9 protein-coding genes are annotated in these 12389 nt (G+C 37.9%); 5 read left to right on the top strand and 4 right to left on the bottom strand.

Features of this window, described 5'->3' with window-relative positions; all coding sequences use genetic code 11:
• Positions 1-97: 97 nt before the first annotated feature.
• From ilvN to ilvD, 3 genes are read right to left on the bottom strand one after another with little or no spacing between them, the layout of a single operon-like run.
• A complete protein-coding gene (gene ilvN, locus ACKGJN_RS05320) occupies positions 98-634 on the bottom strand; it encodes an acetolactate synthase small subunit (protein ID WP_409538409.1) in 537 nt (178 codons plus the stop codon).
• On the bottom strand, positions 634-2367 hold the full coding sequence (ilvB, locus tag ACKGJN_RS05325) for a biosynthetic-type acetolactate synthase large subunit (protein WP_409538410.1): 1734 nt from the start codon (positions 2365-2367) through the stop codon (positions 634-636). The genes ilvN and ilvB overlap by 1 nt, the downstream gene beginning before the upstream one ends.
• An 11-nt stretch (positions 2368-2378) precedes the next feature.
• Complete coding sequence (gene ilvD / locus ACKGJN_RS05330; RefSeq protein ID WP_409538411.1) at positions 2379-4052, bottom strand: dihydroxy-acid dehydratase; 1674 nt, start codon at positions 4050-4052, stop codon at positions 2379-2381.
• A 624-nt stretch (positions 4053-4676) separates the two neighbouring features.
• On the opposite strand from ilvD, the gene ACKGJN_RS05335 reads away from it, so the two are divergent.
• From ACKGJN_RS05335 to ACKGJN_RS05350, 4 genes are all read left to right on the top strand, one after another.
• The gene (locus ACKGJN_RS05335) at positions 4677-7835 is read left to right on the top strand and encodes a TonB-dependent receptor (RefSeq protein ID WP_409538412.1); all 3159 of its coding nucleotides are present in this window, start codon (positions 4677-4679) and stop codon (positions 7833-7835) included.
• A gap of 468 nt (positions 7836-8303) precedes the next feature.
• Positions 8304-8693, top strand: a complete 390-nt coding sequence (locus tag ACKGJN_RS05340) for a hypothetical protein (protein WP_409538413.1) — start codon at positions 8304-8306, stop codon at positions 8691-8693.
• Positions 8694-8696: 3 nt separating this feature from the next.
• Positions 8697-8819, top strand: a complete 123-nt coding sequence (locus tag ACKGJN_RS05345; protein ID WP_409538414.1) for a hypothetical protein — start codon at positions 8697-8699, stop codon at positions 8817-8819.
• A 275-nt stretch (positions 8820-9094) separates the two neighbouring features.
• Positions 9095-10465, top strand: coding sequence for an MATE family efflux transporter (locus ACKGJN_RS05350; RefSeq protein ID WP_409538415.1), 1371 nt, complete (start codon positions 9095-9097; stop codon positions 10463-10465).
• Between the two features lie 116 nt (positions 10466-10581).
• On the opposite strand, the gene ACKGJN_RS05355 is transcribed toward ACKGJN_RS05350, so the two are convergent.
• Positions 10582-11181 carry an RNA polymerase sigma factor gene (locus ACKGJN_RS05355; RefSeq protein ID WP_409538416.1) on the bottom strand — a complete coding sequence of 200 codons (600 nt, stop codon included), beginning with the start codon at positions 11179-11181 and terminating at the stop codon, positions 10582-10584.
• A gap of 28 nt (positions 11182-11209) precedes the next feature.
• On the opposite strand from ACKGJN_RS05355, the gene ACKGJN_RS05360 reads away from it, so the two are divergent.
• Complete coding sequence (locus ACKGJN_RS05360; RefSeq protein WP_409538417.1) at positions 11210-12325, top strand: FecR family protein; 1116 nt, start codon at positions 11210-11212, stop codon at positions 12323-12325.
• Positions 12326-12389: the final 64 nt, after the last annotated feature.

Genomic DNA, 12389 nt, shown 5'->3' on the forward strand with positions numbered 1-12389 from the left:
TTTATATTATTGTTTTTTTATTGGTCTCCCGATAGCTATCGGGAGTAATTCGCATTTCTTCATCGATCTTTATATCGTGTTTTTCGTTATGCTCATTTCATGATACTGTATTTGTATTAAATTTTTCAAGGATCTCTGAGATCTGCATTTCATTCTTGGAAACTGCAATAGTTCCAGAACGTACGAATTGCATCAATCCATAAGGTTTTAATTTTTCGTATAAATTTTCTGTTTCCTGGCGTTTTCCTGTTTTCTCTATCACGAAAAACTGAGGAGTTACAGTAACTATCCTTGCATTGGTTTCTTTTATAAAATCCTGAATATTGAGATCTTCAACAAAATCTGCCGATCTTATTTTATAAAGCGCTGTTTCCTGATAGATCAATTCTTCATCGGTGTGATAAAAAGCCTTGATCACTTCAATTTGTTTCTCTATCTGGCCAACGATCTTTATAACTTTTTCCTCGGTTACATTCACCACAATAATAAAACGCATCACTTCATTCACTTCGCTTTTGGAAGCGGTGATACTTTCTATATTGATGTGTCTTTTCAGGAAAATCGCAGCAATCCTGCTCAACAATCCTATATTGTTTTCAGTATAGACTGAAACTGTAAAATTTTTCTTTTCCATTATTCCAAACGTATTTCTGAAACTGCAGCTCCTGTAGGGATCATAGGAAAAACATTTTCTTCTTTTTCAACTTTTACCTCTAGAAAATAAGGCTCCTTTGCATCGTACATTTCCCTTACGGCATCTTTTAACTGGGACCGCTCTGTAACCTGGTTGGTTTTTATATGATAGCCTTTTGCGATAGTAATAAAATCTGGGTTTACAAGTTCTGTAGAAGCATATCTGCTTTCAAAGAACAATTGCTGCCATTGCCTTACCATTCCAAGGAAACCATTATTTAAAAGCACGATTTTAACCGCCGATTTGGTTTGAAAAATAGTCCCCAATTCCTGAATTGTCATTTGGTAACCGCCATCTCCAATAATCGCAACCACTTCACGGTCCGGACAGCCCATTTTTGCGCCCAGCGCTGCAGGAAGAGCGAATCCCATCGTTCCCAATCCGCCAGAAGTGACATTGCTCCGGGATGAATTGAATTTTGCATACCGGCAGGCAATCATTTGATGTTGTCCAACATCTGAAACGATAATCGCATCTCCCTTAAAACAGGTGTTGATCTCATCGATTACCTCCGCCATTTTTAATTCTCCTTCACTCGCATTAAGATCATGTTTTATGACTTTATCATATTCTTTGGCATAGTAATCCTTGAATTCCTGGTGCCAGGAAGTGTGTTGATTTGGTTTCAAGAATTCAAGTAAAAGCTGAAGTGTATGCCTTACATTCCCTAAAACAGGAATATCTGCCTTTACATTTTTATTGATCTCAGCAGGATCGATTTCAAAATGAATAACTTTTGCCTGTTTTGCATAGCGTTCCAAATTTCCTGTAACCCGGTCGTCAAAACGCATTCCAATCGCTATTAAAACATCGCATTCATTGGTGAGCATATTCGGGCCGTAGTTCCCATGCATCCCAACCATCCCCACATTCAAAGGATGATCTGTAGCTAAGGCAGAAAGTCCCAATATAGTCCAGGCCGCGGGAATCCCCGATTTTTCTACTACCTGCTTAAACAGCGCTTCGGCTTCACCAAGAATTACACCCTGTCCAAAAACAATAAGTGGCTTTTTAGCCTGGTTCATAGCTTCAGCAGCACGTTCTACAGCTATAAGATTCACTTCTGGAAACGGCGTATAACTACGTATCCCTGAACATTTTTTATAGCTGAACTCCATCGAGGCAAACTGGGCATCTTTGGTAATATCTATCAAAACCGGGCCTGGCCTTCCGGAGCGGGCAATATAAAATGCTTTTGCAAATACCTCCGGGATTTCTGAAGCTTTTGTGATCTGATAATTCCATTTTGTAATTGGAGTTGAAATCCCTACAATATCGATTTCCTGAAAAGCATCGCTTCCCAACAAATGAGATCCTACCTGACCTGTGATACAAACAAGCGGTGTAGAATCTATTTGAGCATCGGCAATCCCGGTAATTAAATTGGTAGCTCCCGGTCCTGAAGTGGCTATTGCCACGCCCACTTTCCCCGTAACCCTTGCATATCCCTGGGCCGCGTGAGTTGCGCCCTGTTCGTGCCGGGTAAGTACATGATGCAGCTCGTCCCGGTATTTAAATAATTCATCATATACCGGCATAATTGCACCCCCGGGATACCCGTAAATGGTATCAATCCCTTCTTCCAGCAAACATTTTATCACCGCTTCCGCACCGGAAACGGTTGTGGTGGAATGACTGGTTTTCTTTTCAAAATTAGTGGTTTTCACTTCCATAATTCAACTTGTTAAAATTCATCAGTCACACATCCCCTGGAGGCCGATGAAACCGTTTTTGCATATTTGTACAACACTCCATTGGTATATTTTAAAACCGGAGCTTTCCAGTTTTTTCTTCTTTTTTCAATTTCTTCGGGAGATAGGTTTACCTCAATACTATTGGTTTCGGCATTGATGGTTATTTCATCTCCGTTTTCAACCAGCGCCAGCAAGCCGCCTTCCTGAGCCTCCGGGGTAATGTGGCCAACCACAAATCCATGGGTTCCTCCAGAGAATCTTCCATCGGTAATTAAAGCGACTTCTTTTCCTAAACCCGCTCCCATAATTGCTGAAGTTGGCTTGAGCATTTCAGGCATTCCCGGACCTCCTTTTGGCCCCTCGTACCGAATGACAATCACCTCTCCTTTTTTGACTTTCCCTTCGGAAATCCCGTCATTGGCATCATATTCACTATTGAAAACATTTGCCTTTCCTGTAAAAACCAAACCTTCCTTTCCGGTGATTTTCGCAACCGATCCTTCTTCTGCTAAATTGCCATATAACATTCTTATATGACCCGTTTTCTTAATAGGATTGCTTAAAGGCCGAATAACGTCCTGATCCTTTATAAGATCCGGAACGTCTTTCAAATTTTCTGCAAGGCTTTTTCCGGTAACGGTGAGGCAATCCCCATGCAAGAGTCCTTCTTCCAGCATATATTTTAATACTGCCGGGATCCCTCCTATTTTATGCACATCTTCCATAGCATATTTCCCGCTGGGTTTTAGATCGGCTAAAAACGGAGTATGATCGCAAATTCGTTGAAAATCCTTTAGGCTGAAATCTACTTCTGCGGCTCTTGCTATTGCCAGGAAATGCAGCACGGCGTTTGTAGAGCCGCCAAGTACAGTTATCAACCTGATTGCATTCTCGATGGCCTTTTTAGTAACAATGTCTTTGGGTTTGATATCCTTTTCTATCAATAATCCTATCGCCTTACCGGCTTGTTCGCTTTCGGTTTGCTTCTCTTCTCCCACTGCAGGATTGGAAGAATTATAAGGCAATGCCATCCCTAAAGCTTCAATGGCAGAAGCCATCGTGTTTGCTGTATACATCCCTCCACAAGCTCCTGCTCCCGGACAGGCTTTTTCGATTATAGCATCATATTCCTGCTTATCGATATCTCCGGCTGTCTTAGCGCCCCAGGCTTCAAAAGCAGAAACCACATCGAGTTTCTTACCGTTATGACATCCGGAAGCGATTGTTCCTCCATATACAAGAATGGCAGGCCTGTTTATGCGTAGCATGGCCATAAGTGCTCCCGGCATATTTTTATCGCAGCCTACAACTGTGATAAGTGCATCATAAGACATCGCATGGATAACCGTTTCAATAGAATCGGCAATGATATCACGGGACGGTAAAGAATATCGCATCCCGGGCGTTCCCATGGAAATCCCGTCACTCACTCCAATGGTATTGAAAATTAAACCTACCAGTCCGCTTTCATTACTTCCCTTTTTCACCAGTTTTGCAAGGTCATTAAGGTGCATATTACAAGGATTACCTTCGTATCCGGTACTTGCAATACCAACAAAAGGCTTTTTAAAGTCTTCCCTGGTAAGGCCTATAGCGTGCAACATGGCCTGTGCTCCCGGTTGGGAATCACTTTGAGTTAATATTTTGCTGTATGTATTCTTCATTATTTTTTTAGAAATATGCTATAAAACTACTTTCTTAAAAGAAGCCTGCGAGATTTTTTAAAAGGTTTCAATTACTCTCAATCCTAAAATACGATTATTATACTTCTCATTATCAGTTATTTAACTCTTAATTTTCTACGGCTTCTGAATCTTTAAAAACGACGGGGAAATTTTAAAAGCTTGATACAATTCTGAAAAATATCATTCAACAACAGTAATGTCCGGTAAAGAGCCAAGATCGTTCCGCCTTTGGCGTAACTGTAGGAACAAAGAACCAAGACTTGATTTTAATTAACTGATAAACATTTTATGATTTATATTTTTTCAGAAAACTTTAATTATCGGTATAATTGAAAAATTCAAGAAAGTAAGGTTTGCTTATTTAAAAACCCATTGGAATGCCCAATGATTATGTGGTTTCAAGTTTTCGCAAAAATGTTGACCGGACAACAATGATTCAACAACGATCCAAAAGGAAGAAATAACCGGAAATTGGATAAAATCCTAAGGAAATTAAACTCCCTTGTTTCATTGAAAAATTTTTGTTCATAAAAACTAAATCTAATGTTCCCTCAAATTTAAATAAATGTTAAATTTGAAAAATTTTAACATCAATTAACCCTTATGAAAAATTATTGCTTTATTTTTTTAATTCTATTTGCCATATCTGGAACATTTGCCCAGGTAACTACTTCAAACATCTCGGGATTGGTAAGAGATAATTCCGGCGAACTTGTAGCAGGAGCAAATGTGGTTGCAACCCATCTTCCCACCGGTACCATTTATGGTGCTATTACAAATTTTGACGGACGATTTAATTTACAAAACTTAAGAATTGGCGGACCTTATCAAATAAAAATTAGTTTCGTTGGATTTAGGGATCAAGTTATTGACAATGTTTCTTTAGCCCTGGGAGAAACTTTAGACATTGAAGGCAAGTTGTTAACCGATGACAACCTCCTGGATGAAGTTGTGATAAAAGCATCGAAAGACGAAGTTTTTTCCAGTGACAGAACGGGTGCAGCGACACAGGTAAGCAGTAGAAATTTGAGAACTTTACCAACTATTTCCCGATCGGCACAGGATTTTACAAGATTGGAACCCACAGCAAGCGGAAATTCGTTTGGAGGAAGAAATGACCAATTCAACAATTTTTCCCTGGACGGAGCAATTTTCAACAATCCTTTTGGACTTGATGCAGCTACTCCTGGAGGGCAGACGGACGCTCAGCCAATTTCATTGGATGCCATAGAACAAATTCAGGTTACCACCGCTCCTTATGACGTAACTTTATCTGGTTTTACCGGAGCTTCGGTAAATGCTGTAACCAAAAGTGGTACAAATACACTTAAAGGTACAGTTTACGGTTTTTTTAGAAATGAAGATTTAACCGGAGATAAAATTAATGGAGAAGAAGTTTTTAATGCCGATTTAGAACAAACCCAATACGGATTTAGCTTAGGAGGTCCGATTGTAGAAAATAAACTATTCTTTTTTACAAATTTCGAAATTGATTCCCGAACAGATCTGGGTTCTCCCTGGTTACCAAATAGAGGGACAGGTTCTGTGAATGAATCACGGGTTGCGATTGATGATTTAATTTCGGTTTCGGATGCCTTGGCCGATTTAGGTTATGATACCGGCAGATTTGAAAATTTCAACTATGATTCTGAATCGGTAAAAGGTATTTTCAAATTAGACTGGAACATTAACAGCAAACATAGATTGGCAGTAATTTATAATTTTTTGGATGCTTCCAAGGAAAAGCCCGCTCATCCAACAGCATTGGGATTTAGAGGGCCAAATGCAAATACCCTGCAATTTGAAAATTCAGGATATGAGATCAACAATAAAATCCAATCCTTTCAAATGGAATTAAATTCCAATTTCAGCAATAACATTTCAAATAAATTACAGGTAGGATACACCCATTTTGATGATTTCAGAAATCCGTTATCCGCTCCCGCTCCGGTTATTACCATTCAGGATGGTGCTGGAACTAATTATATTATTGCAGGTCACGAACCTTTTTCCATCAATAATGTATTAGATCAAAAAGTTTTTCAAATTACAAATAATTTAAATATATTTTTAGGAGATCACGCACTTACCGCAGGATTTTCCTTTGAACGTTTTGAATTTGAAAACTCCTTCAACCTTGTTAATTATGAATCCTTTAATTTTGGTGTTTTCCCTTACTATGGATTATTCAGTCCTTATCCCAGTGTGCAGGAATTTTTGGATAATGCTCAACCAGGAGGCGTTTTAGATCAAACTTTAACAGCAACACAAAATGCTTTTGATTCTCAAAATGCGGCTGGAACAGGAAATGACGGCGGCTGGAAACTATCCGAATTAAATGTTGGTCAATTGGCATTCTATTTCCAGGATGAATGGAGCGTGTTGGACAATTTAAAAGTAACCGCGGGGATTAGGTTTGATAAGCCACTTTTTTTTAATACAGATGAGTTGATCCAGAAATTTATTGATACAGATAATGGAGCAAGCGTTGACCCTACAACACAATATTTCAATCCACAAACAAATCAGGCAGTCACGTTAAATTCCACTCAGTTGCCTACCGATAAAATTTTGTTTTCTCCAAGGGTAGGTTTCAATTGGGACGTAAAAAATGACAAAACCATCCAATTAAGAGGGGGAACCGGGATTTTCACCGGAAGATTGCCCTTTGTATGGATTGGTAACCAGGTAAGTGGTGCCGACCAGGGATTTTTTCAAATTGTAGATCCTGAATTTCAATTTCCGCAGGTATGGCGTTCCAGTCTTGGACTGGATTACAGGTTAAACAATGGAATTATCCTTACCGGGGATTTCTCCTTTACCGAAGATATTAATTCGGCACACGTTCAAAACTGGGGATTAAAGAACCCTACAGGAACTTTGCAAGGTGTAGATAACAGGCCTGTTTATTTAGCTGCAGATAAAGGTGAAAATAATGCATATGTATTTACAAATTCCGGTAAAGGTCAGGTTGTTAACTGGACTGGATCTGTTAAAAGAACTTTTGATAATGGCCTTTATACGAGCCTTGCCTACAGTTACCTCAATGCAAAAGATGTAAATTCCATTGAAGCAGAAATTACCGGAGATGCCTTTGCCTTTAACCCAACAAAAGGAAATGCAAATACCGCTGACCTTTCCTATTCAAAATATGGGGATACACACCGTTTTATAGCAGTGATTTCCAAACAATGGTCCTATGGAACCCAAAAACAATGGGGAACCACAATTTCAAGTTTTATGGAGTATGCCCAGGGAGGACGTTATAATTTCACTTATGGAGGTGATATTAATAACGATGGATCTTCTGTGAATGATCTTATCTATATTCCTACTGAAGGCGAAATAGCTCAGATGAATTTTACAGGAGCCGGACAAGCCGAATCTTTTAACCAGTTTATTTTGAACAATGAATATTTAAGGGAAAATCGTGGGGGATATTTTGACAGGTATGGAGATTTATCTCCCTGGAGAAGCACTGTAGATGTGAAATTATTACAAGACTATAATTTTAAAGTTTCCAATGACCGAACCAATACTATTCAGTTTAGTGTAGACATATTGAACTTTGGAAATCTATTGAATTCAGATTGGGGCGTTGTGGAAATACCACAGGTATTACAACCCATTGGTGTAAACTTAGATCCGGATACGAACGAACCAACTTACACCTTTAACCCAAATTTGAAAAATACATTTGGTCCTGACACGAGTTTATTGTCAAGATGGAGAATGCAGGTTGGGCTACGTTATATATTTTAATTATTTGAAAAAAGAACAATAAAAAGATCAGTTGATAGCTTCTAAGTCAACTGATCTTTTTTTTTATAAAACTTTCGCACAAACTTTTATCCTGCTTTACTAAGGTTTTCATCGTCAGAATTTAAAATTTCCAAAGTTTCTCAAATTAAATACCCTTAAATCGTCATAGAAAAAATTCGGGTTGTTGGCTGATTCCGGATTGATTATTCAAGATAAAATCCAAAATTTTCTTACCGGATTCCACCAGCATTAGTTTATGCTTAAGCCTGTTTGACTGGGAAAAAATAAAACAGCAAAAGAAGCTATAAAGATGCACCCATTACTTGATTATGACGGGAACCTGCCAGCTTATATAAATATCACCAATGGCAATACAGCTTATAATAAAGGGGCCTATGATATCCCTTGGATAAAAAACAGCGTGGTGGTTGAATACCGGTTTTACAAGGATTTTTCATTGTTGAACGTTTGGGCCAGCAACCAGGTATTTTTGAATGTCAGGCACAATTTAAGGTCGGTGAACTACCTCGGGGCAAGCCCACGAGGCATCCAGCGGCAGAAAGCTTTTTATTTAATGAAAACCCATCCGTTTTCAAACTTTCCTCTAAAAACGAGGCACGCCTCGGAGAATTAAACCCAAAAGAGATTAAAGAAAACCCCTCGCCCGATACCAGACTTGAACATATCCTTAAAGATGAAATGATTGAATTGACAGGAATCAAGTCAAAGAAAAAGTTCCCAAAAAAGCTTAGAAGGGTTGCAATATGGGATGATAAAAACAAACAGGTCATAGAAGTAATCACAAATCAAAAAACCTGGACAGCAAACACTATATCCGAGCTCTATAAAAGCAAATAGCAGATGGAAATATTTTTAAGGGATATAAAATCATTTGTTGGCACCTCTGAAAATGCAGTTATGATACAAATATGGATAGCTTTAATTACGATTCTTGTACTAAAGGCCCTCAAGGCAATGGCGTAATACGGTTGGTATTTATCCAATTTGGTTGCCTTTATCAGGCTCAACTTATCTGTGAAAATTATCCTTTAACAATGGCTTGATAAAGCATTTGAGATAGTGGACAACCGCCACCAAACAATAGACAAGGGGGGTTCTTCTTTGAAATTTACAATTTACCGCCGGTAAACCCAACAAAAGCAATAGCTTAATATTGGTTGAATTTATTTAGGACAGTATTGATACATTAAGTGAAATTTACTAAGCCGCGCTTTATTATTCCATTAATTTTGCAAATAATGAAAACTGAAATAAAGAATAAATATACAGAAGGCAGGATTTTAAATTCTCTAATAAGTTTAGCGCTTCCCATTATTTTCGCAAATATCCTGCAAACAACCTATCAGCTAATCGATACTTTCTGGCTTGGAAGATTAGGTGCGAATGCAGTAGCCGCAGTGAGTTTGAGTTTTCCGGTGCTTTTCCTTGTTTTATCCCTTGGTACAGGTTTAACCTTAGCGGGAACCGTTATGGTATCCAATTATAAAGGAGCAGAAAATCAACAAATGGTGGATTTCAGTTCGTCCCAAAGTGTTTTCCTGATATTTATTATTTCCGGCCTGCTGGCTGTTCTAAGCTATTTTTCAGCAGGACATTTAATGAACATAATTGGTGCTGGTCCTGAAATCTATGATGATTCTGTAGCCTATTTTAAGGTTTCCTCCTTCGGATTTATCTTCCTTTTTATGTTTTTCATTTTTCAGTCGCTAATGCGCGGAATTGGAAATGTAATGCTTCCTGTTTATATCATCCTTATTACTGTATTTCTTAATCTGGTGCTGGATCCTCTCTTTATTTATGGATATGGCCCTATTCCGGGTTATGGAGTTGCCGGTGCTGCCTGGGCAAGTGTGATCACTCAGGGGATATCAGCAGTGATTGGGATTGCCATTTTATTGCGTGGGAAACACGGTATAAAAATCAGCTTTTCTTCCATGTACCTGGATATGAAAAGTCTTCGGAAGATATTCAAACTTGGGTTTCCTGCCAGTGTGGAACAATCTACCAGAGCCCTGGGAATGACGATGATGATAATAATCGTTACCAGTTTTGGAAGCGAGATCGTCGCCGCTTACGGGATTGGAGCCAGGATTTTAAGTCTCATTGTAATTCCGGCGCTGGGATTAGGGATTGCCACTACTTCCCTGGTAGGGCAGAATATTGGCGCACGAAAAATTAAAAGGGCAGAACAGGTTGCCAATTTAAGCAATAAGATCGCCTTTTTTGGACTTACCGGATTAGGTATTATCCTGTTTATTGTTGCTGAACCTTTAACAGCCTTTTTTATTCCAAACGATCCTGATGTTATTAGGGACGGAGCTTTATTTATAAAAATTATGGCTCCCAGCTTCGGGCTGCTGGGAGTGCAGCAAGTCATGAACGGAACTTTTAACGGGGCGGGTTTCACCAAAGCTTCCATGCTAATCTCCATTATGAGTCTTTGGGTTGTACGGTTTCCGCTGGCGTATGTGCTTTCCTATAACACTTCTTTGGGATATGAAGGAATTTGGTGGTCTTTTCCCATTTCCAATCTAATAGCTGCCATAGCAGGATATGTCTATTTTAAAATGGGATACTGGAAGATAAGGGCTTTCAGGATACGGAATTAACCGATGGGGTTAAGGAAATTGGCCAAAATAATACTGTGGCTTCAGTCAAAAACGATGTAACCCTGTAACTAAGAACACAGATGAGATTCTGGAGGAATTGAAATAAAGAAAGGGAATTAAAGAAACAGGGAAATACTTTTTCGCAAAATACTAAGAGCCTTGGAAATATGAATCTCTACAGTTTTTACTGAAATCCCCATTTCTTCAGCGATTTCTTTGTATTTGAGTTTATTGTACTTACTTAAAAGAAAAGCCTCTTTACACCGGGGAGACAGTTCCTCTAAACCGGCTTGTAATAACCGTACATTTTTTGATTGATCTTCTTTATTTTCAACCTGAAGATCCCTTAAGGTTTCCCATTTAATTTCCTCTAATAGGCTTACCTCCCTTTTATTTTTTCTTATATGCTGAAGAAATTGATTATGACAGGTTTTAAGTAAATAGTATTTAACCGAAGAATGTATTTCTATTTCCTCACGCATCTCCCAAAACCTGATGAAAACCTCCTGTACAATATCATCCGCCAGCGCAGGATCACCAGAAAGTTTGACTACGTAGTTACAAAGCCATTCGTAATATTTGTGAAAAATATTTTGAAAGATGGACCCTGTGATAGCAAGGTTTTTAACGGGTTTATATGATTCTTTTTTGTTGGAGATTCTTATTATTATTAAAATAGTTAAAAAATCTATAGGGGTTTTTATAAAAAGATGCATCTCTTATATAGAAACCAATACTAAAACCATGTTTTTCTTAATTAAAAAGTACCTTAACGGAAAAACCTCCAGCAGCGAAGAAAAAAAAATCCTCGCCTGGATAAAAGAATGTGAAGCCAACAAAAAACAATATATTGACCAAATTACATCCTGGAATAATTTTCAAGTTAATAAAAACTTAACAAAAAGCAAGGATGCGTTTAAATTAATAAACAAAAAGTTAAACATAACTGAAATTAAGAAAGAAAAAACCTACAATATTCTAAATTTCTCAAAATATTCTGCAGTTTTTCTTGTGGCAATTTCCACCCTTTACTTTTTTTATAACCGCTCAACAAGCGACACCCCGATAAAGAATAAGATGGTTTCAGTTCCTGTAACAGAATCATATGATGACCAAATTGTTTTAATAAATGGAGATGGTTCATCTGATATTATTTCAGCTGAAAAACAACAGCTCACCTTTTCAAAAGCAAAGGAGGATGTTGAAAAGCAATCTTTTAATACCTTAAAAATCCCACGGGGGAAAGTTTTTAAAATTATCCTTTCTGACGGAACCTTGGTATGGCTTAATGCAGAAAGCAAGATTCGCTTTCCTGAGAAATTTTTAAATTCTGAAGATACCAGGACAGTATACCTTGAAGGAGAAGCCTTTTTTGATGTAACTCATAATAAAGACAAACCATTTATAGTGAAATCTGGAGCGCTGGAAATTAAAGTATTGGGAACAAAATTCAATATTTCCTCTTACCCTTCTGAAGAAGATATAAAAACCACTTTGGTTAGTGGATCGGTCGAAATAGGTATTCCTGCTTCTAAATCCCTGTCTTTTAAGCTGGAACCAAATTACCAGGCCGCATACGAACGATCTTCTTTTTCAAGTAGTGTTTCAAAGGTAAATACAGATGATTTCACTGCCTGGATCGATAAGCGAATTGTGTTTAAAAATGAAACTTTTAAAAGTATAACTACCAAAATTGAACGCACCTATAATGTAAATATCACAAATGAGCTGGAAAATTTTAACCAGGAAAGATTTACGGGAGAATTTGATATAGAAACTATTGAAGATGTTTTAAAAACCTTGAAAGAAATTTCAAATTTCGATTATAAAATTAATGGTAGGAACATCAGGATCTACTAATGATAAAAAGGGAATGTTGGCACATTCCCTTTTAGATTTTTAAGCCACAAACATTACATGTTAA

The sequence above is a fragment of the Gillisia xinjiangensis genome (assembly GCF_046298265.1).
Lineage (GTDB): Bacteria > Bacteroidota > Bacteroidia > Flavobacteriales > Flavobacteriaceae > Gillisia > Gillisia xinjiangensis.

Excerpts from the sequence above, each read along its gene's own strand:
- ilvN (WP_409538409.1), bottom strand. The coding sequence starts at position 634 with ATGGAAAAGAAAAATTTTACAGTTTCAGTCTATACTGAAAACAATATA.
- ACKGJN_RS05335 (WP_409538412.1), top strand. The coding sequence starts at position 4,677 with ATGAAAAATTATTGCTTTATTTTTTTAATTCTATTTGCCATATCTGGA.
- ilvD (WP_409538411.1), bottom strand. The coding sequence starts at position 4,052 with ATGAAGAATACATACAGCAAAATATTAACTCAAAGTGATTCCCAACCG.
- ACKGJN_RS05350 (WP_409538415.1), top strand. The coding sequence starts at position 9,095 with ATGAAAACTGAAATAAAGAATAAATATACAGAAGGCAGGATTTTAAAT.
- ACKGJN_RS05345 (WP_409538414.1), top strand. The coding sequence starts at position 8,697 with ATGGAAATATTTTTAAGGGATATAAAATCATTTGTTGGCACCTCTGAA.
- ilvB (WP_409538410.1), bottom strand. The coding sequence starts at position 2,367 with ATGGAAGTGAAAACCACTAATTTTGAAAAGAAAACCAGTCATTCCACC.
- ACKGJN_RS05360 (WP_409538417.1), top strand. The coding sequence starts at position 11,210 with ATGTTTTTCTTAATTAAAAAGTACCTTAACGGAAAAACCTCCAGCAGC.
- ACKGJN_RS05355 (WP_409538416.1), bottom strand. The coding sequence starts at position 11,181 with ATGCATCTTTTTATAAAAACCCCTATAGATTTTTTAACTATTTTAATA.